Genomic DNA, 18,899 nt, shown 5'->3' with positions numbered 1-18,899 from the left:
TGTTTTATGCCGACGCCTTAAGCCATTTGCGCAGACGACCGCGCGCATTGGCATAGGGCGAGGACGTGTTGAACTGGATCATGCGGCCCAGCGTATATTTTTCATACCAGAGGACGCCGTAAAGCTCAGTGTCCGTGCGCGCCTTGATTAAGGTCAGCAGCGCATTCTTTGCCGTTTCAAATCGGGATAAAAGCGCTTCAAAGGATAGCGTTTCGTAATCCCGGTAAAACTTGGCCGCTAAAGCACCAAGTTCATTCCATTTGAAACCTGTTTCCGGAAAATCGACTGCAAGCCCCTGATCGCGCCGTTCGCACCATTTGAGCACCAGCTCGTTCCATCCGGTCAGATAGGCGACGAGATCATGCACGCTCATCAGCGTACCCTTTGCATGACCTTCCATGGTTCTGGATTTGGTCTGCTCCGGCTCAACGCGTGAAAGATCAAGCACGAGCCGTGCATAAGTTGTTTCAATTGCCTCAAGCAGTTCCTGTTTGCTGGATGGCACAGCCATCAGGATGAAACCTTCGCAACGACAACACCAGAAAGCGGTTTGCCATCGGCATCCAGCGGCACGATGCGCAGACGTGTGAGCCGGTTCTTTTCCTTTTTCAGCACCGAGAAGCGCTTTCCGTGGAAGGTAAATGCCTGCTTCACTTCCGGTATGGTCTGTGTTTCATGAATCACCAGACCGGCAACGGTGGTCGCTTCCTCATCCGGAAGCTTCCAACCCAGCGCGCGATTGAGATCACGGATCGGCAAAGAACCATCGACCAGAATGGAACCATCCGGCTGCAACCGCAGACCCTGCATGTCGATATCGTGTTCATCGGAAATGTCGCCGACAATCTCTTCGAGAATGTCTTCCAGCGTTACCAATCCCTGCACATCACCATATTCGTCAACAACGACGGCAATATGCGCCTTGCGGCGCAGAAACGCGTCAAGCTGGTCCTGAAGTGTGGTTGTGTCAGGCACAAACCACGGTTTGCGCGCCACTTTCATGATGTCGATGCGGGAGAAATCATTATCGACATCGTAAAGCGCGCGCAGCAGATCCTTGGTATGGATGATGCCGACGATATTATCGATCTCATCCCGCCAGACCGGCATACGCGTGTGCGGGCTTGCAAGAATATCACCGACAATCTGATCAGCAGGCGCATCAGCATTGATCGTGCCCATGGATGTGCGATGCACCATGACATCGCTGACTTCCAGTTCTTTAAGATCCAATAGACCGCCGAGCTGATCACGATCTTCCTTAATCAGTGATTTATCGCGATGCAGCACTTCGACCGCACCGCGCAATTCTTCCTGTGCGGAAAGCATCGAACGGCCGGATGCGAGATTAACACCGAACAATCGGAGAATTTTGCGCACGATCCAGTTCACCAGCCCCGAAACCGGGCCGAGAAAAGTTACAACCGCTGAAACAGGGCGTGCAACATTCAACGAAAAGCGGTCAGGGCTGGAAATGGCCCAGGATTTGGGCAGCACTTCAGCAAAAATGACCAGAATGATGGTCATCGCCAGCGTCGAATAGGCCACCCCTGCATCACCAAACAGGTGCAAGAAGATATTGGCAGCAATCGACGAGGCAAGAATATTGGCGAGGTTGTTGCCAATCAGAAGCACACCGATCAGCCGGTCGCGCCTTCCAATGAGATATTGAACCACTGTAGCGCGTTCATCGCCATTATGCGCGTAAGTGAGCATTCGGGCGCGGGATGCGGCGGTCAGTGCCGTCTCCGCGCCGGAAAAAAAGCCCGACAGAATGATGCAGAGCAGGATGATGCCACACATGATCCATAGCTCGAAAATCATTCTCGTATTCCTTTCGGTGTCAGACGGAGAGGCGTTCCTTCAGAAATTCCAATACTGCTGCAGGCGGTACGTCCTTGGCAATGAAGGATTGACCGATGCCGTGCGTCAGAATGAATGTCAGCGCGCCACGCGCCACTTTCTTGTCCTGTGCAATATAATCCATCAGCTTTTCAGCATCCGGCAGGCCACCCGGCACTTCATGCAACGATGTCGGCAGCCCGACGGCTTTCAGATGCGCTTCAACGCGTTCGGCAGCCTCGACGCCACAAAGGTTCATCTTGACCGAAAAGCGATGCGCTAAGGCCATGCCGATGGCAACGCCTTCGCCATGCACCAGACGACTTGAATCATAGCCGGTCGCGGTTTCAAGCGCATGACCGAATGTGTGTCCGAGATTGAGCAAAGCACGGTCGCCATTCTCACGCTCGTCGCGCGCCACAACCGCGGCCTTCGAACGGCAAGATTCGGCAATTGCTTGCGTGCGTGCAGCACCACCTGCGAAGACTTCACCCCAGTTCTTTTCAAGCCAGGCGAAGAAATCCGGACGGTCAATCAGGCCATATTTGGCCACTTCTGCATAGCCTGCGCGGAATTCACGATCACTCAGCGTATCAAGCACTTCCGTATCGGCCAGCACGAGCTGCGGCTGATAAAACACGCCGACAAGGTTCTTGCCAAACTGCGTGTTGATGCCGGTCTTGCCGCCAACGGACGAATCCACCTGTGCAAGCAACGAGGTTGGCATCTGAACGAAATTCATGCCGCGACGCACGATACCGGCAACAAAGCCGGACAGATCACCCACGACACCGCCGCCAAAAGCCACAACCGCATCACCACGTTCAAGACGAGCAGCCAGCACGGCATTGGTCACGGTTTCCAGTGTCGAGAAGGACTTTGACTTCTCACCGGGCGCCACAATAACCGGCGTGGATTCGATACCTGCACGGGCAAAACTTGCGCTCAGAGCTTCGAGATGAGCCTTGGCAACATTTTCGTCGGTGACGATTGCCACACGAATCCCCGGCAGACGCTTTGCGACTTCTTCGCCAGCGCGCGCGATCAGGCCTTTTCCGATCAGAATTTCATAGGATCGGTCCCCCAGCGAAACCGGAACTGTCACACTGTCGGCGCTCAAAGGGGTATTCATGCAGATAGTCTCCTAATGCATGTTGCGGAAAATTTAGAAGCGGCTTTCCGATAACGACATGCGTAAAAACAACAAAATAGAGCGAGCGTGGCGTTTAAATTTAAGCGCGACACGCTCTATTGTCAGGCTTCGCCCTTGGTGAGATGCGCGGTGAGAACGTCGATCAGTTCACCGGCAATCACTTCCTTCTTGTCGTCCCGCGTCATCACATGCAGATCAGCGAGCGCATAAACCGGATAGCGCACGTCCATCAGCCGCTGCATCACGCCGCGCGGATCGTCATTTTTGAGAAGTGGCCGGTTCTGACGGCGCGAAACACGATCCATCAGTACATCAAGCTCAGCATTCAGCCAGATGGACACGCCATTGGCAGCAATCGCCTCACGGGTTTCGGCATTCATGTAAGCACCGCCACCGGTGGCAAGCACCATAGGACCATCTTCAAGCAGCCGCAGGATAACCCGGCGCTCCAGATCCCGAAACTCGGCTTCGCCATAGGCATCGAAAAGTTCAGGCACGGTCATACGGGCTGCAGATTCAATCTCATTATCCGCATCTTTAAACGGCAGTCCGAGCATGGTTGCGACCTTGCGGCCGACGGTCGATTTTCCTGCGCCCATCAGCCCAACAAGAACAACGACTTTCGCACCAAGAAGCTGACGGACGGCATCCGCTTGCTCGTTAAGATTTGTCTGTTTTGTTGTGCTGCTCATTGACCTCATCCATTTCCTCCGGTTCCACATGAAAAACCGTGCGGCGTCAATCGCTTTCATCGGCTAAAATGAACCGGACATGGGTTTTTATGCGCCGGAACTGCCCGTCCTTGCTTTCGTCTCAATAGCACAGCATAAACGCTTCATGCCCACGCTGACGCGCATCATTGCCTTGCTCGCTGTTATTGCCGCCATAGTCTATTGCGCAATGTTCTCACTTGCCAACTTTGTGAAACCGACCACGCACGAAATTACGGTCGAGATTCCCTCATCAAAATTGAAGCAGACCGTCGTGGCACCGCCGCCGCCTGCCGTATCGGACAATGAACCGGTAACAAGCGAAACTGGACAGGAGTAATATGCGCGCTTCACTGGCCATCGAAAACTTTCTTGAAATGATGAGCGCTGAACGTGGAGCCGCGGGCAACACGCTTGAATCCTATCGCCGCGATCTTGAAGCTGCGGCCGATGTGATGCAGACGCGTGGCGTTAATCTGGCAGAAGCGAAGACCGAAGATGTCCGCCATGTTCTCGATGGCATGTCGAACGAAGGCTTTGCCGCCACCTCGCAGGCACGGCGTCTTTCGGCACTCAGGCAATTCTTCCGTTTTCTTTATTCTGAAGGCTTCCGGCAGGACGATCCGACCGGCGTTATCGATGCCCCTAAAAAGCAGAAACCGCTGCCAAAGATCATGAGCGTCGAAAATGTCGGCCGTCTTCTTGATCGCGCCGATCTTGAGGCAAGGGAAGCGCCGGAACCGGCTGAGCGTATCAAGGCGCTGCGCCTGCACGCACTACTTGAAACACTTTATGCAACGGGCCTGCGTGTCTCAGAGCTGGTCACGCTGCCAGTCAGTGTGGCACGCACCGATCATCGTTTTCTGATCGTTCGCGGCAAGGGCTCGAAAGAACGCATGGTCCCACTGTCGCAAAAAGCGCGTGAAGCACTGCAGAACTTTCTCTCTCTGCGCGATTCATTGCCCGGCTATGACGACAATCCCTGGCTGTTTCCGGCTTTCTCCGAAAGCGGTCATCTGGCGCGACAGGTCTTTGCGCGCGAATTAAAAGGGCTTGCCGCACGAACCGGCCTCTCCAGCGCCTCGATCTCTCCGCATGTGCTGCGCCACGCTTTTGCCAGCCATCTTTTGCAAAACGGTGCTGATCTGAGAACCGTGCAGCAATTGCTCGGCCATTCGGATATTTCTACCACCCAAATCTATACGCATGTTCTGGAAGAAAGACTGCATAAGCTGGTAAGTGAACATCACCCGCTTGCCGATTAAGCGCTCTGCAGGTAAGAGAATTTCAGAAAAATTTGCAAGATGCGCATGAAGTAAATATGTAAGGCGTCGTAAAACAGCCGTTTTCTAGCGTGTTTTATGGCCAACATCTCTGGAAACGCACAATAGTCAGGCCCGATGTATAACTATCTCGATTTTGAAAAACCCGTCGCCGACCTCGAAGGCCAGATCCTTGAGCTGAAGAAACTCGCTCAGGAACAGGGCAGTGTCGAGATGAGCGACGAGATCAGCCGTCTCGAGAAACGCTCGGCCGATGCGCTTAAAGATATCTACCGCAAGCTGACCCCATGGCAGAAGGCGCAGATCGCCCGCCATCCGGATCGTCCGCATTGCCTCGAATATATCGACAAGCTGTTCACGGAATTCACGCCACTGGCAGGCGACCGTCAGTTTGCCAATGACGAAGCCATTCAGGGCGGCTTTGCCCGCTTCAATGGTCAGGCCGTTGCCATTCTGGGCCAGGAAAAAGGCTCGGATACCAAGACGCGCCTCAAGCACAATTTCGGCTCGGCCCGTCCGGAAGGCTACCGCAAGGCTGTGCGCATCATGGAAATGGCTGACCGTTTCCAGCTGCCGCTGATCACCTTCGTCGACACTGCCGGTGCCTATCCAGGCGTGAGCGCTGAAGAACGCGGTCAGGCGGAAGCCATTGCGCGCTCCACCGCTGAATGCCTCAAGCTGCGCGTGCCTGTCATCTCGATCATCATCGGTGAAGGCGGTTCGGGCGGCGCGATCGCGATTGCTGTCGCAAACCGCGTCTATATGCTCGAACATTCGATCTATTCGGTGATTTCACCTGAAGGTGCAGCTTCGATCCTCTGGCACGATTCCACGCGTGCAAAGGATGCAGCTTCCAACATGCGCATCACTGCGCAGGATCTGTTCGATCTCAAGGTCATCGACGGCATCATCCCGGAACCGCTTGGCGGCGCACATCGCGGCAAGGATGCCGTTATTGCGGCTGCGGGCGACATCATCACCGCCTCGCTGCGCTCGATGAAGGATGTCGATGGCGAAACGCTCAAGCAGGAGCGTCGTCAGAAGTTCCTCGACATCGGTCGTAACCTTTAATTTACCAACAATTTCAAAAATTGGCTCCGGCGCGCCCTTGGTGCGCCGGATTTGCATCGTGCCATTATTTCCGCCATATTGCGGACATTCTGTTTTTTAGGTATTTGAGCAACGGTTTATCAACGATACCGAAAGGTTTAGTTGTTAATATCCGGGCACCGAAAAGTCAGATTTGCTTAAATGCGTCGGTGACGCAGCTTCGATCAGATTCTGATGAAAGTTGAATACTGGCTGTTCTACCTATTTGTTTTTACGCATTATCCTATGCAAAACCGCTTCGCACTTTTGCTGGAAATGCTCTAACAGGCTCGATGCGATATGAAGATCAGAACCGCACTTCTTGGAACACTCTTGGCATCCGCTCTGCTTGCCGGTTGTCAGGGCTCGTCCGTTTCCGATCTCAGCTTACGCGCTGAAAAACCTCTTTCCGAGAAAATCGTCGCCAAGATGAAATCGAAGGGCATGACGCGCACTTCGCCGGTGATGGTTCGTATTTTCAAGGAAGAAGGCGTCCTCGAAGTCTGGAAGCAGAAGAACAACGGCAAATACGACCAGATTGCCTCTTATGAGATCTGCAAATGGTCAGGCAAGCTTGGTCCGAAGTTCGTAGAGGGTGATCGTCAGGCGCCAGAGGGCTTCTATAATGTTCGCCCGGCACAAATGAACCCGAATTCGCAATATCACCTTGCCTTCAACATTGGCTTCCCGAACGCCTATGACCGCGCGCACAACCGTACCGGACAGAATCTGATGGTGCATGGCGCTTGCTCGTCATCGGGTTGCTATTCGATGACCGACGAAAGCGTCAGCGAGATTTATGCCTTTGGCCGCGATGCCTTCAAGGGCGGTCAGCGCGACTTCCAGATTCAGGCTTTCCCGTTCCGCATGACCGCAGCCAACATGGCACGTTACAAGAGCGACCAGAACTACGCATTCTGGAAGATGCTCAAGCAGGGCTATGACGCTTTTGAAACAACCAAGGTTCCGCCAAAGGTTGATGTCTGCGAAAAGCGTTATGTCTTCAACGTGCCAACGCCAGATGGTCAGCCGCTTTCGGCGACCGATGCCTGCCCACCTTCGGTCGGCTCGGAATCCATGGCTTACACGTCTTCTTATGAAAAGACGTTCCAGTCCGCATTCAGCGCGGCACAGAAGAAGCCTTCGCCGTCCATTCAGGGCATCGCAGAAGCCAAGCTGGTCTCTGCATGGAGTGCAGCGCGTGCACGCGGCGAGAAGGTAACGCGCGAACCGCCGTCGCTTTCGCCAGCATCGGCTGAAACGCCAAATGCACCGGATATCCAGCCTGCGGCAACGCCGATCTCGGCACAGCCTGCGACGGCCATTGCTGCAACGCCAGCAGTTGCTACTCCGGCTCAGACTGCGGCTCAGACTGCGGCAGTCCCTGTTCCGCAGGAAAATCCGGCAGCGGTTTCACCGATGACCACCGCAAGCACGGTCCCAGATGCTGTTGCAGCACCTGCACCGGAAAAGAAGAAGGCCTGGTGGAAGCTGGGTGGTAACTAATACCAGATGGATAAAGACGTTCCCGTCTATGATCTGAGAGGGCTTAAGTGCCCTCTTCCCGTTTTAAAGACGCGCAATCGCCTGCAGGATTTGCCGAGCGGCGCGCTTCTCTGGGTCGAAGCAACCGATCCTTTATCCGGTATCGACCTTCCGCATTTCTGCACGCAGGAAGGCCACGCCCTGCTCAAGCAGGAGCGCGACGAAAACCTTCACCGTTTTCTTATTCAGAAGAAATAATGTCTGAGGCATAAGTCCTATCGAAGTGAAACGAGGGTCGATAAGATTATGCTTCAAATAAAAGGCTTAGAGCGCCGATCTGATACAATCAGATCGAAACGCGCTCTAAAGCATATCGCAGAAAAGTGCGAAGCGGTTTTCGGAACAAGATGCGCATAAAAAACAAAGAGATAGAGCGAGCGCAGCGGATACACTAACCGCGAAAAGCTCTAGCGTGTTGAATAGCCCGGAATAGCCAGCGGATTGTCCATCATCGCAGCGCGGTCGGGACGATCAATACCTGCCTTGCCGAGAAACGCGTCGAAAAGCTCGCGCACATAGGTTTCCGGCAAATCCTTCACAATCATCACCAGCAGCGTTTCATGCTCATCCTTGGGCCATTTCGGCAGTCGTGCTGGCGGATGAAAGATTTTCTGCACACCATGAATGACCAGCGGACGATCCGGATCTTCGGCGATCTGAACAATGCCCTTCACGCGCAAAAGCTTTTCGCCATGGGTCGAGCGCAGCAGATCGAGAAACATCTCGAATGTCGAGAACGGGATCGGTTCCTTGTGACGCAGAGAGAAGGAACGAATGGCATCATCATGATGATGGTGGTGGTGGTGGTGATGGCCGTGGTCATGATCGTGATCACAATCCGGTCCGCAGACATGGCCATGCCCAGAATGCGTATCGCGATGATGGTGCGAATGATCGTGGTCATCATGATGATGGTGATGATCATCCTCATAGGCTTCCGCACGAAGCCAGCGCTGAACATCCGCCGTCTTTGTTTCCGGATTATAAAGCCCACATTCAAACAACGCCGCATAGCCGGTGCGGCCATCGGATGCTTCAAGAATATCGGCACCCGGATTAAGCTGTTCGAGCCGTGCCTTGAGCTCTGCAAGTCCGGCCTGCGCCTCCGGCAGATCAGCTTTGGTAATGATGATGCGATCAGCCATCGCTGCCTGACGAACAGCTTCCTCATGATTGTTGAGGGTTGCCATGCCGTTGACGGCGTCAACCGTTGTCAGCACGCCATCAAGGCGCAGAACCTGCATGAGAACAGGATGACCCATGATTGAGTGCAGCACAGGTGCCGGATCGGCAAGACCTGTCGTCTCGATGATAATCCGCTTCAATGCCTTGATGCGCCCGGTCTGGAGGCGGTCGATCAGGTCAGCCAGCGTATCGACCAGTTCACCACGCACGGTGCAGCACAGGCAGCCGTCGGCAAGCTCGATCACACCTTCACTGGCCTTTTCCACCAGCAGGTGATCGATGCTCACTTCACCAAATTCATTGATGATGACTGCCGTATCGGTCAGCTCTGGATCTTTCAGCAGCCGGTTAAGCAGTGTCGTCTTGCCCGAGCCCAGAAAGCCGGTCAGTACAGAAACAGGAATTGGTTGTGGCATGATCTCAGACTTAGTTGATTGTGGCTGCATTCACACCGGCAGCTGCGCGCTGCGGGCGTGGCATCGGCACAGGAACCTGCGAAATATCAAGCTGACCGACTTTCGTCACCTTTGCAGGTGGAGCCGAAACAAGGCCGACTTCAACGGGAACCGGCTCGCGGGTCATCGCATGAATATAGGGCGAGTTGAGCTGCAAACGGCCCTCGACATCGCGACCATCCCAGCGGTCGGCCATGGCCTGCTGGCTGCAGATGGCTTTGCGCATATCAACAGCCTGATAGGCGGCGCTGTTTGCTGGCGGCACCATGCTGCCTAGCGTTGGCACTCCGGCACCATTGTTGCGGAAAGCATCGGTCATCAGCTGTGCTGCCTGAACCGCACGCGTTTCTTGACGATCAGCACCCAGAACCACAGCCAGAATGGTGCGGCCCTGACGGGTCGCGGAGCTGGCCAAATTGAAGCCGGAAGCACAAACGAAGCCGGTCTTCATGCCATCAGCACCATCGAAACGGCCAAGCAGAATATTGTAGTTGGCCTGCGGCTTCTTGCCGTCGCCCGTATCGATGGCTTCGGTTCCGAAGTAATGGGCATATTGCGGGAACTCACGACGCAGCTGCACGCCCAGAACGGCCAAATCATGCGCGGTCGAATAATTGTTCGGATCATGCAGGCCATTCGGGTTGGCAAAATGCGAACCGCTCATACCGATGCGCTGCGCTTCTGCATTCATGCGCTGCACGAAAGCCGATTCCGAACCGCCAACGGATTCCGCAACAGCAACCGCCACGTCATTGGCGGACTTTACCAGCATGATCTTGAGCGCAGTGTCGAGCGTCATCACGGAGCCTGGACGATAGCCCATCTTGCTCGGCGGCTCTTTCGAGGCATTGACAGTCATTTTCACTGGCGATTCAAGCGTCATCTGACCCGACTGAAGCGCGCGGAACGTGACATAAGCGGTCATCATCTTGGTCAGCGAAGCCGGATACCAGCGCTGGAAAGGGTCCTGCGCGGAATAAACCTTACCGGTGGCCACATCCACAGCAATCGATGGATTAGCCAGAGCAGCAGACAAGGTCAGGGCCGAAAGAGCCGCTGCTGTGCAAAGGATTTTCAACGACTTCGAGATCATTCGTAGTTCCAATCAGCAAGAGCCGCAATGTCTGCGGGCGATCGATTCCGCTTCCTGTTGTATCAACCTGCTAAAGTGACAACGGCGTGCGAATACGTCATTCAAAAAGGAAGATTTACACTGCTTCTATCTAAGCCATATGGCAATCAAAAGGCAAATAGGGATTGCCCGCTTTCACTGAAACGTCATATCCTCACTACTTCTGCTTATTGAGAATCTCAGGATATTTCCGAAATGCCAGTGCTTAATCGTGTCGTCGAAACTGCAAGCGAGATCGCCGCATGGCGCCGCCATCTGCATCAGAACCCTGAACTGCTCTATGACGTTCACGAAACGGCACGTTTTGTCGAAGAAAAGCTGAAATCTTTCGGCTGCGATCTGGTCGAAACCGGCGTTGGCCGCAGCGGCGTCGTCGCGGTCATCAAGGGGCGTCACGGTGATGGTCCGGCCATTGGCCTGCGCGCCGATATGGATGCGCTGCCAATCACTGAAACCAGCGGCGTTGAATGGGCATCGAAAAATCCGGGCAAGGCACATTCCTGCGGACATGACGGTCACACGGCAATGCTGCTGGGTGCCGCTCAATATCTCGCTGAGACCCGCAACTTCCGCGGTTCTGCCGTTTTGCTGTTTCAGCCGGCTGAAGAAGGCGGCGCTGGCGCGCTTGCCATGGTTCAGGACGGTGTCATGGATCGCTTCGGCATTTCGGAAGTCTATGGCGTTCACAATCTGCCAAGCCTTCCCGTCGGTCAGTTTGCCATGTGCAAAGGCCCGATCATGGCCGCAACCGATGAATTCGACCTTTCGATCAAGGGACGCGGTGGCCATGCAGCGCAACCGCACCGCACGATTGATCCGATCCTTGCCGGTTCACAGCTGCATCTCGCCATTCAGGGCATTGTTTCGCGCAATATCGATCCGCTCGATTCCCTCGTGATCTCGGTCACGAATTTTCACGCAGGCGAGGCTTATAACGTCATTCCTGAAACGGCCAAGCTTTCAGGCACAGTGCGCACGCTCAGCAAGGAAACCCGCGCCTATGCCGAAAAGCGTATTCGTGAAGCAGCAGCAGGCATTGCATCGGTGAGCGGTGCGGAAATTACCGTTCGCTACAAGAACAACTATCCTGTGACCTACAACCACGATGACCAGACTGATTTTGCAGCCCGCGTTGCAAAAAATGTGGCTGGCGAAGGCAAGGTGAAAACCGATGTGGCTCCGATGATGGCTGCAGAAGATTTCTCCTACATGCTGGAATCGCGCCCGGGCGCCTATATCTTCCTGGGCAATGGCGACACACCCGGCCTGCATCATCCGGCCTATGACTTCAACGATGAAGCAATTCCCTATGGTGTGAGCTATTTCGTGTCGGTGATCGAAACAGCACTCGCTGCCTGATCCAGAGTTCAAAAGAAATGCGCCTGCCCCGCTTTTTGCGGGGTTGGCGAAAGCCATGAAAAACAGTATGTGTCGAAAAATGCTCGAGCCATTGGAATCAATGGCAAATACGAGCGTTTCTGATGACTGGTCCCGTAGCTCAGTAGGATAGAGCGCAAGATTCCTAATCTTGAGGCCACTGGTTCGAATCCAGTCGGGATCACCATTCATCGTCCGGGCAGGCAAATCCCTTCGCGCTCAAATTATCTTGAAGTCCTGTGATTTTCCGTAACCTGTGCTATACCCGCTCACGGTCTTGCGGTGGGCTTCTTAGTCCCTCTAACTGGTTGGCATGTTTTTTTGCCGTGCGCTCGTCTTGCGACAAGGCGCAGAACTGTTCCTGGAACCAAAAGCCTGACCGTGAACACATCCCCCAGGATCGTCCGAGACGATCGACCGTAATGCTGGCTGCTTTGACGGGCAGACCCGCGCCTTCGCAAAGCTGAAACTACCATGAGTGTTATGCCGGAAGCCCAGACTTCGACCAGTGAACCGACCGCGTCACTGGAAGCGAAAAGCAATTTCCGGATTATTGCCCTGATCGTTGCAAGCGCGATGCTGATGGAACAGCTCGACGCTACCATCCTTGCGACTGCATTGCCGACAATGGCCCGGGATTTCGATGTCGCCGCCCCTTCGATGAGCGTGGCGCTCACCTCCTATCTGCTCAGCCTTGCGATTTTCATTCCCGCAAGCGGCAAAATCGCCGATCGCTTTGGCACCCGAACCGTGTTCCGCTTTGCCATCGGCATTTTCATACTCGGCTCGATCCTTTGCGCACAGGCGCCAAATCTGCCCTTTCTGGTCTTTGCCCGTCTGTTGCAAGGTGCCGGCGGAGCCATGATGCTGCCGGTCGGACGTCTGGTTCTGATCCGCTCGGTCGAGCGCAAGGATCTCATCTCGGCAATGTCATGGATGCTGGTCCCTGCCCTGATGGGCCCGATCCTCGGCCCTCCCATCGGTGGTCTGTTCGTGACCTGGCTCGATTGGCGCTGGATTTTCTACATCAATGTGCCAATTGGCATTCTGGGCATGATTTTCGTCTCGCTCTATATTGGCGAATATAAAAGCGACACCAGAGAGCCGTTTGATTTCGTCGGCTTGATCCTGTCCGGCATAGCACTTGGCGCGCTGCTTTTCGGCCTTGAAAGTGCAAGCACGACCAGCGGTCTGGCAGCCAAATTCTTTGTGGTCGGCATCGTGTTTGCAATTGCAACCGTCATCCACTCGCGCCGGCATCCCGCCCCGCTTCTCGATTTTTCGCTGATGCGGATTGAAAGCTTCGGCACCTCGATGATTGCCGGATCGATCACCCGCATCACTCAAGGGGCGCATCCCTTCCTGTTGCCCTTGATGCTGCAGGTCGCCTTTGGCATTTCAGCGGTTTCTGCAGGCAATATGGTACTGGCCACAGCGCTCGGTTCCATGGCCATGAAAGCCTTCGCACCCAAGATCATCCGCCGGTTCGGTTTCCGCTCGTCACTGGTGGTGAACGGCATATTCTCATCGTGCAGCTATGCGATTTGTGGCTTCTTCGGCCCTGAATGGCCACACTGGCTGATTTTTGCCGTGCTGTTCATGTCCGGCTTTTCAATGTCGTTCCAGTTCACCGCCTATAATACGGTGGCCTATGACAAGGTTGATGAAAAGCGGATGAGCTCGGCCAACAGCTTTTACTCAACCTTCCAGCAGCTCATGCTGTCCTTTGGTGTGTGTATCGGCGCGCTGGCCCTTCATTCATCCATGGCCTGGCACGACCGAGACGTGCCACTGACCTCGGATTTCTCGATCGCCTTCTTTATCGTCACCGGAATATCGCTGACAGCAACTTTCTGGAACCTGCGCTTTGCAAAACACGCAGGCGAACAGATGCGCGGAAGATGAGGAAGGGGGGCTTACCCCCCATAAGGCCAGTTGGCCTGCGAGAATACACCACCATCGACCCAGAGCGTCTGCCCTGTCACAAAACGCGCAGCGTCGGACGCCAGAAACAGCACCGGCCCTGATATATCCTCGGCAGAACCAACGCGACGCAGCGGCGTGATCCGGCTCCAGGTGTCTGCATAGTCGGGCTGTTCCTGCATTGTGCGTTCGTTGAGAATGGCGCCCGGCGCAACACAATTGACCCTGATACCATTCGGCCCAAGCTCAACAGCAGAGACTTTGGTAAACTGCTCGATACCGCCTTTTGATGCCGTATAAGAAACGAGGCTGGGAAAAGCGAGCTTGTTGCAGCCCGAGCCTATATTGATGATCGCACCGCCTTTGCCGACCTCGACCATGCGGCGCGCTGCTGCCTGTGTGTTGAGAAAACAGCCCTTCATATTAGTGCGAATGACATCGTCCCAATCGTCTTCCGAAAGCTCCAGCAACGCCCCCCAGGTCTGAATACCGGCATTGTTGACGAGCACGTCAGGCGCATCGCCATACCAGCTGCAGACTTCATCGAAAAATGCGTCAACGTCACTTCCAACGCCAACATCACAAGCGACTCCCAGCGCCTGACCGCCTGAAAGCTCAATCTCTTCCATGAGTGTCTCTGCAGCGTCTTCATCGCCAAGATAGCTGAAAGCCACAGTGTAACCTGCTTCGGCAAATGCTGAGACCAGATGCCTGCCAATGCCGGTGCTGCCACCGGTGACGACCGCAAATCCACTCATAAAATTCCCTCCCGAAATCTTGTGAGTGAGACTTTAGTTGAGTTTTTCCAATGGTAAAGCCGGAAAGACTGAAATAAAATTCTGGCGAAAGAGGAGATCCGAATGAACCCCAATATTGAAGTTGCCAATGGTGCCTGCCACTGCGGAACCGTTCGCTTTCGCGTCAAACTATCAGATGGCCTTAACACTGCGCGCCGCTGCACCTGTTCCTATTGCCGAATGCGTGGAGCTGTCGCCGTTTCCGCAGATCTGAATGGCGTTGAAGTTCTGGAAGGCGAAGATGCGCTGACGCTCTACACATTCAATACGGGCGCGGCCAAGCATTATTTCTGCTCGAAATGCGGGATCTACACCTTCCACCAGCGCCGATCCAACCCTCAACAATTCGGTGTCAATGCCGCCTGTCTCGAAGGCGTCTCACCTTTCGACTTCAAGGTCATTCCGGTCAATGACGGCGTGAACCACCCGTCCGACAATCCGAACTACAAAGGCTCCGGCATCGCGGGTTATCTGCGTTTTGAGGTGAACGAAGACTAACCCCGCGCGCGCCGCTTGTGTTCGTTTTTCTCCCATGAAAACACAACAGGCGGCAGCGGGTCGAGACCGCGAATAATATCCGCACCCTTTTCGCCGACCATAATGGTCGGCGCATTGGTGTTGCACGAGGGAACGCGCGGCATGATCGAGCTGTCGCAAACCCGCAGACCTTCAAGACCGCGCACTTTAAGTTCCAGATCGACAACGGCCATCGCATCTGTCCCCATCCTGCAGGTGCCGACCGGATGATGATCGGTCTTGGCATTGGCGCAGGCATAATCGAACAGATCATCGTCACTGACGACCTTTGGCCCCGGCAGACGTTCGGCCATGACATAGGGCTTTAGTGCGTCTTGCTGCAAAATTTCGCGCGCGATCTTCAGACCTTCAAGCGACATCTTCCGATCATGCGGATCACTCCAGTAATTCGGATCGATGAGGGGTGCTGCAGCCGGATCATTGGAAGCCAGCCGCACGGTTCCACGCGAACGCGGATGCAGATAAGCAGAATTAAGCGTCACGCCTGCATTCTTGAGCTTCTCAACGCCAGCTTCAATGCCCGAACCAAGCCCCAGATGAAACTGAATATCCGGTGAGCGGGCATCCGGATCAGCATACCAGAAGCCGCCGGTCTCAAAGAGGCTGGAGGCCACCGGGCCGGAGCGCAGAAAGATATATTGCAGGCCCGCGCCCAGCGTCCGATGCAACTTTGCCACGCCATCATAGGTGTGATCGCCCGTACATTCGGAAATGACAAACAGATCGAGGTGATCCTGCATGTTCTCACCCACACCCGGCAGATCGTGCTTCACATTAACGCCAGCCTTTTTAAGATGATCAGCAGGGCCGATACCCGATTGCAGCAGAAGCTTAGGTGAGCCGATAGCGCCGGACGAGACAATCACCTCACGGTTTGCGCGCAAAATCTCGCCGTTCATCAGTGTAACGCCGGTGACTAGGGTCTTTTCCAGATCGATACTGCGCACCGGCGCATTCATCCGCACGGTAAGGTTCTTGCGATCCCTGATCGTCGCGAGATAGGCAAGGGATGCTGACGAGCGGCGGCGATTGCGCTGGGTTAGCTGATAAAAGCCGACGCCTGCCTGCTCACGACCATTGAAATCCGGGTTATACGGAATGCCGAGTTCTTGACCCGCGCGGATATAGGCGTCGCAAATCGGCAATGGTGCAGACGGCATCGAAACGCCAAGCGGCCCGCCATAGGAGTGAAAATCATCATTGAAACGCTGATTGTCTTCGGCGCGTTTGAAATAGGGCAACACATGACGATAGTCCCAGCCGGTACAGCCGTCCTCATTAGCCCAGAGATCATAATCGGCTGCATTGCCGCGTGTATAAATCTGCGCATTGATGCTGGAGCCGCCGCCAATGACTTTCGCCTGCGTATAGCGCAACACACGGTTTTTGAGATGCTTCTGCGGAACGGTTTCCCAGCCCCAGCTCGCCACACCCTTGGTCATCTTTGCAAAACCGGCAGGCATGTGAAACAGCGGATTCCAGTCGCTTCCGCCTGCTTCCAGCAGCAGCACTTTGATCGCTGCATCTTCGCTCAGACGATTGGCGAGAACGCAACCGGCAGGACCGCCGCCAACAATGATATAGTCATACTTCATGCGTTTCTCCTCCCGAGAAACTAAAGCTTCGCAATCGACAGGCCACCATCGGCATTGATCGCCGAGCCCGTCGCAAAAATGAAATCGCCGCCTGCAAGCCCGGCCACAATAGCGCCGACATCGCCTGCCTCGCCCCAGCGTTTCATCGGCACCAGACCACCTTCGATCAGTCCGTCATAACGCTCGGCAACACGCGCTGTCATATCGGTGCGGATGATACCGGGACGCACCTCGAACACGCCGATCCGTGCTTCGGCCAGCCGAAGCGCAAGCCCCTGCACGAAGGCTGTCAGACCTGCTTTGCTGATGCAGTAATCAAGCCTTTCGGGCGAAGTCATTACCGACGAAACCGAACTGATCGTCACGATACTGCGTGGAAAACGCACATCCGTCACCGCCAGCATGGATTTCACCACCGCTTGCGTAAAAAACACCGTGCCGCGCAGGTTCACATCAATAATCGTGTCGAAATTCTCAGGTTTCAGCCCGAGAAAATCGCCGCGCTCGACCGAACCCATGCCCGCATTGTTGACCAGACAATCGATGCCGCCAAGCTCATTCACAACGGCTGCAACCGTCGCTTCATGCGTTTCGATAGACGCCAGATCGCTTTCAAAGAAAGCCACCCTTCCCCCAAGCCCGCGCAATTCTTGGATAACCGCCTCATCACGTTCACGGTCGGTAATCGCCAGATCAAACCCTTTGGCGGCCAAAGCACGCGCTATGCCAAGCCCGATACCACGCCGCCCGCCAGTCACCAGTGCCACGGGTCTTTGACGGCTCATACCAGTACCTCCGTTTTAATGTGGTCGGCAACGCGCAGAGCCTGCGCCGCAATCGTCAGCGCAGGATTGACCGCAGCCGATGTCGGCAGGAACGATGCATCAACCACATAGAGATTGGGATGGTCATAAGCACGGCAATAAGGATCAAGCGGCGCTGTTGCTGGATTATCGCCGATACGCACCGTGCCGCATTGATGCGATGGTGTTCGCCTGTCGAACGCCCGCGACAGCACGATTGGAAATCCTGCTGCACGCAGCGCGGATTTGAGCTTATCAACCAGCATCAAATGCGCCTTCCAGTTGGAACGCACCCAATGCAGAATGATGCGATCACCATCCACGCTCACGCGACTTTCCGGCGATGGCAGATCTTCGCTCATCGCGTAAAAATCAATCGTATGTCCGGCAATGCGGTTTAAAAACCATTCCGGCACCTGGCGTATATTGGATTTCAGGATCGCGCCCGACACACGCCCCAGCAATTGCACATTGCCAAGCGGCGGCCCGCCAGCCCCATCGCTGAGATAATAATCGTTAAAGCCAAAAGTCTTCTGGTAGACGCTGTCATTGCGATAACGCGGATCAAACCCAATCACCGCACTGGCATTGTGGTTCATGAAATTGCGACCGACCTGATCGGAACGGTTCGCCACTCCCGAACGCAGCAAAAGCGCTGCTGACTGCACGGCTCCCGCTGAAAGAATGACCAGTTTGGGCCGAAGGACCAATGCCTCGCCATTCTTCGCATAGTGAACGGCGGTAATGGTTTTACCATCGGGCCCGGTTTCCAGCTTCGTTACCCGCGCGGAGGTTTCAAGCCGGACATTTGGATGTTTGAGCGCAAGTGCTAACGGACAAGTCTCCGCATCCATCTTGCCGTCATTGCTGTTGGGATGCGCGTCCCACGGCGTTTTGGCCTTCGCCAGCCAGCGCTCAATATCAACACCCAATGGCAAGGAAGCCGGATGCAACCCTGCTCTCTTCAGCCGTGCACGCAAATCGGCAATCGGGCTTTCATCACGGATGGCCGGATAGGAATAGGGCTTTGAATGATAGGGTTCGGTCGGGTCATCGCCCAATTCACCGCGCACCTGAAAAAGCTCTTCCGCCTTGCAATACCAGGGCTCAAGCTCATCATAGGCGAAGGGCCACGCCGGAGACACGCCTTCAAGATGCGCAAGCTCCTCAAAATCCTCGCGCCGATAGCGCACCAGCACTGCGCCATAGAATTTGGAATTGCCGCCGACATTGTAATAATTTCCGGGATTAAACGGCGTGCCATCCGTCTCATACCAGAACTCTTTCGGGCGAAAGAAGCCACGCTGGAAAATGGCGCGTGGGTCGCGGTTTTCCGGTCTGTCCGGCAAATGCTCGCCCGCCTCCAGAATGAGAATGTCTGCACCGGACGCTGCAAGACCGGCGGCCATTGTCGCTCCGCCGATACCCGATCCGATAATGACGATATCCGGCTGTCCTCCCAAAGCCGTCACT

18 protein-coding genes and 1 tRNA gene are annotated in these 18,899 nt (G+C 55.0%); 9 read left to right on the top strand and 10 right to left on the bottom strand.

The window, feature by feature from the left end:
* Window positions 1-4: 4 nt before the first annotated feature.
* The 4 genes from QSJ70_RS08940 to QSJ70_RS08925 all read right to left on the bottom strand — a co-directional run bounded on the left by QSJ70_RS08940 (window position 5) and on the right by QSJ70_RS08925 (window position 3,687).
* On the bottom strand, window positions 5-511 hold the full coding sequence (locus QSJ70_RS08940) for a ClbS/DfsB family four-helix bundle protein (protein WP_285535822.1): 507 nt from the start codon (window positions 509-511) through the stop codon (window positions 5-7).
* Window positions 511-1,824, bottom strand: coding sequence for an HlyC/CorC family transporter (locus QSJ70_RS08935; protein WP_007872290.1), 1,314 nt, complete (start codon window positions 1,822-1,824; stop codon window positions 511-513). Before QSJ70_RS08935 ends, QSJ70_RS08940 begins: the two co-directional genes overlap by 1 nt.
* Window positions 1,825-1,843: 19 nt before the next feature.
* Window positions 1,844-2,974, bottom strand: a complete 1,131-nt coding sequence (aroB, locus tag QSJ70_RS08930; RefSeq protein ID WP_285535818.1) for a 3-dehydroquinate synthase — start codon at window positions 2,972-2,974, stop codon at window positions 1,844-1,846.
* Window positions 2,975-3,096: 122 nt separating this feature from the next.
* Window positions 3,097-3,687, bottom strand: coding sequence for a shikimate kinase (locus tag QSJ70_RS08925; RefSeq protein WP_007872292.1), 591 nt, complete (start codon window positions 3,685-3,687; stop codon window positions 3,097-3,099).
* Window positions 3,688-3,766: 79 nt separating this feature from the next.
* Here QSJ70_RS08925 and QSJ70_RS08920 point away from each other — a divergent pair, with 79 nt between their 5' ends.
* The 5 genes from QSJ70_RS08920 to QSJ70_RS08900 all read left to right on the top strand — a co-directional run bounded on the left by QSJ70_RS08920 (window position 3,767) and on the right by QSJ70_RS08900 (window position 7,820).
* Window positions 3,767-4,045 (top strand): hypothetical protein, encoded by a 279-nt coding sequence (locus QSJ70_RS08920; RefSeq protein ID WP_502871672.1) that lies wholly within the window; start codon window positions 3,767-3,769, stop codon window positions 4,043-4,045.
* A 1-nt stretch (window position 4,046) separates the two neighbouring features.
* Window positions 4,047-4,970 carry a site-specific tyrosine recombinase XerD gene (gene xerD / locus QSJ70_RS08915; RefSeq protein WP_064322202.1) on the top strand — a complete coding sequence of 308 codons (924 nt, stop codon included), beginning with the start codon at window positions 4,047-4,049 and terminating at the stop codon, window positions 4,968-4,970.
* Between the two features lie 135 nt (window positions 4,971-5,105).
* Window positions 5,106-6,059 carry an acetyl-CoA carboxylase carboxyltransferase subunit alpha gene (locus tag QSJ70_RS08910; RefSeq protein ID WP_007872298.1) on the top strand — a complete coding sequence of 318 codons (954 nt, stop codon included), beginning with the start codon at window positions 5,106-5,108 and terminating at the stop codon, window positions 6,057-6,059.
* Window positions 6,060-6,377: 318 nt separating this feature from the next.
* Entirely contained in the window at window positions 6,378-7,583 is a 1,206-nt protein-coding gene (locus tag QSJ70_RS08905; protein ID WP_007872300.1) for a L,D-transpeptidase family protein, read from the top strand.
* A 6-nt stretch (window positions 7,584-7,589) separates the two neighbouring features.
* Complete coding sequence (locus QSJ70_RS08900; RefSeq protein ID WP_079212439.1) at window positions 7,590-7,820, top strand: sulfurtransferase TusA family protein; 231 nt, start codon at window positions 7,590-7,592, stop codon at window positions 7,818-7,820.
* A 209-nt stretch (window positions 7,821-8,029) separates the two neighbouring features.
* On the opposite strand, the gene QSJ70_RS08895 is transcribed toward QSJ70_RS08900, so the two are convergent.
* Both QSJ70_RS08895 and QSJ70_RS08890 read right to left on the bottom strand, forming a co-directional pair.
* Window positions 8,030-9,223, bottom strand: coding sequence for a CobW family GTP-binding protein (locus tag QSJ70_RS08895; RefSeq protein WP_285535816.1), 1,194 nt, complete (start codon window positions 9,221-9,223; stop codon window positions 8,030-8,032).
* Between the two features lie 10 nt (window positions 9,224-9,233).
* Window positions 9,234-10,355, bottom strand: a complete 1,122-nt coding sequence (locus tag QSJ70_RS08890) for a D-alanyl-D-alanine carboxypeptidase family protein (protein WP_007872307.1) — start codon at window positions 10,353-10,355, stop codon at window positions 9,234-9,236.
* A gap of 234 nt (window positions 10,356-10,589) precedes the next feature.
* Here QSJ70_RS08890 and QSJ70_RS08885 point away from each other — a divergent pair, with 234 nt between their 5' ends.
* The 3 genes from QSJ70_RS08885 (at window position 10,590) to QSJ70_RS08875 (ending at window position 13,676) form a co-directional block, all read left to right on the top strand.
* A complete protein-coding gene (locus QSJ70_RS08885; protein ID WP_285535813.1) occupies window positions 10,590-11,753 on the top strand; it encodes a M20 aminoacylase family protein in 1,164 nt (387 codons plus the stop codon).
* A 128-nt stretch (window positions 11,754-11,881) separates the two neighbouring features.
* Window positions 11,882-11,958: transfer RNA gene (locus QSJ70_RS08880), tRNA-Arg, on the top strand.
* A gap of 287 nt (window positions 11,959-12,245) precedes the next feature.
* Window positions 12,246-13,676, top strand: coding sequence for a DHA2 family efflux MFS transporter permease subunit (locus QSJ70_RS08875; RefSeq protein WP_007872316.1), 1,431 nt, complete (start codon window positions 12,246-12,248; stop codon window positions 13,674-13,676).
* An 11-nt stretch (window positions 13,677-13,687) separates the two neighbouring features.
* Here the strand turns inward: QSJ70_RS08875 and QSJ70_RS08870 are convergent, their stop codons facing one another.
* Window positions 13,688-14,452, bottom strand: a complete 765-nt coding sequence (locus QSJ70_RS08870; protein WP_112814560.1) for an SDR family NAD(P)-dependent oxidoreductase — start codon at window positions 14,450-14,452, stop codon at window positions 13,688-13,690.
* Between the two features lie 102 nt (window positions 14,453-14,554).
* On the opposite strand from QSJ70_RS08870, the gene QSJ70_RS08865 reads away from it, so the two are divergent.
* Window positions 14,555-14,989 carry a GFA family protein gene (locus tag QSJ70_RS08865; protein ID WP_007872320.1) on the top strand — a complete coding sequence of 145 codons (435 nt, stop codon included), beginning with the start codon at window positions 14,555-14,557 and terminating at the stop codon, window positions 14,987-14,989.
* Here the strand turns inward: QSJ70_RS08865 and QSJ70_RS08860 are convergent.
* From QSJ70_RS08860 to QSJ70_RS08850, 3 genes are read right to left on the bottom strand one after another with little or no spacing between them, the layout of a single operon-like run.
* Window positions 14,986-16,623, bottom strand: a complete 1,638-nt coding sequence (locus tag QSJ70_RS08860; RefSeq protein WP_285535811.1) for a GMC family oxidoreductase — start codon at window positions 16,621-16,623, stop codon at window positions 14,986-14,988. The genes QSJ70_RS08865 and QSJ70_RS08860 overlap by 4 nt on opposite strands.
* Window positions 16,624-16,643: 20 nt before the next feature.
* Entirely contained in the window at window positions 16,644-17,408 is a 765-nt protein-coding gene (locus tag QSJ70_RS08855) for a 3-ketoacyl-ACP reductase (RefSeq protein ID WP_215775815.1), read from the bottom strand.
* Window positions 17,405-18,889, bottom strand: a complete 1,485-nt coding sequence (locus QSJ70_RS08850) for a GMC oxidoreductase (protein WP_215775816.1) — start codon at window positions 18,887-18,889, stop codon at window positions 17,405-17,407. Before QSJ70_RS08850 ends, QSJ70_RS08855 begins: the two co-directional genes overlap by 4 nt.
* Between the last annotated feature and the right edge of the window lie 10 nt (window positions 18,890-18,899).

Source organism: Brucella sp. NBRC 12950, from assembly GCF_030268145.1.
In the GTDB taxonomy this organism is placed as follows: Bacteria; Pseudomonadota; Alphaproteobacteria; order Rhizobiales; family Rhizobiaceae; genus Brucella.
The sequence above is the reverse complement of the archived record's forward strand: the minus strand, read 5'-3'. Positions and strand labels throughout refer to the sequence as shown.

Excerpts from the sequence above, each read along its gene's own strand:
- QSJ70_RS08940 (WP_285535822.1), bottom strand. The coding sequence starts at position 511 with ATGGCTGTGCCATCCAGCAAACAGGAACTGCTTGAGGCAATTGAAACA.
- QSJ70_RS08935 (WP_007872290.1), bottom strand. The coding sequence starts at position 1,824 with ATGATTTTCGAGCTATGGATCATGTGTGGCATCATCCTGCTCTGCATC.
- aroB (WP_285535818.1), bottom strand. The coding sequence starts at position 2,974 with ATGAATACCCCTTTGAGCGCCGACAGTGTGACAGTTCCGGTTTCGCTG.
- QSJ70_RS08925 (WP_007872292.1), bottom strand. The coding sequence starts at position 3,687 with ATGAGCAGCACAACAAAACAGACAAATCTTAACGAGCAAGCGGATGCC.
- QSJ70_RS08920 (WP_502871672.1), top strand. The coding sequence starts at position 3,767 with ATGGGTTTTTATGCGCCGGAACTGCCCGTCCTTGCTTTCGTCTCAATA.
- xerD (WP_064322202.1), top strand. The coding sequence starts at position 4,047 with ATGCGCGCTTCACTGGCCATCGAAAACTTTCTTGAAATGATGAGCGCT.
- QSJ70_RS08910 (WP_007872298.1), top strand. The coding sequence starts at position 5,106 with ATGTATAACTATCTCGATTTTGAAAAACCCGTCGCCGACCTCGAAGGC.
- QSJ70_RS08905 (WP_007872300.1), top strand. The coding sequence starts at position 6,378 with ATGAAGATCAGAACCGCACTTCTTGGAACACTCTTGGCATCCGCTCTG.
- QSJ70_RS08900 (WP_079212439.1), top strand. The coding sequence starts at position 7,590 with ATGGATAAAGACGTTCCCGTCTATGATCTGAGAGGGCTTAAGTGCCCT.
- QSJ70_RS08895 (WP_285535816.1), bottom strand. The coding sequence starts at position 9,223 with ATGCCACAACCAATTCCTGTTTCTGTACTGACCGGCTTTCTGGGCTCG.
- QSJ70_RS08890 (WP_007872307.1), bottom strand. The coding sequence starts at position 10,355 with ATGATCTCGAAGTCGTTGAAAATCCTTTGCACAGCAGCGGCTCTTTCG.
- QSJ70_RS08885 (WP_285535813.1), top strand. The coding sequence starts at position 10,590 with ATGCCAGTGCTTAATCGTGTCGTCGAAACTGCAAGCGAGATCGCCGCA.
- QSJ70_RS08875 (WP_007872316.1), top strand. The coding sequence starts at position 12,246 with ATGAGTGTTATGCCGGAAGCCCAGACTTCGACCAGTGAACCGACCGCG.
- QSJ70_RS08870 (WP_112814560.1), bottom strand. The coding sequence starts at position 14,452 with ATGAGTGGATTTGCGGTCGTCACCGGTGGCAGCACCGGCATTGGCAGG.
- QSJ70_RS08865 (WP_007872320.1), top strand. The coding sequence starts at position 14,555 with ATGAACCCCAATATTGAAGTTGCCAATGGTGCCTGCCACTGCGGAACC.
- QSJ70_RS08860 (WP_285535811.1), bottom strand. The coding sequence starts at position 16,623 with ATGAAGTATGACTATATCATTGTTGGCGGCGGTCCTGCCGGTTGCGTT.
- QSJ70_RS08855 (WP_215775815.1), bottom strand. The coding sequence starts at position 17,408 with ATGAGCCGTCAAAGACCCGTGGCACTGGTGACTGGCGGGCGGCGTGGT.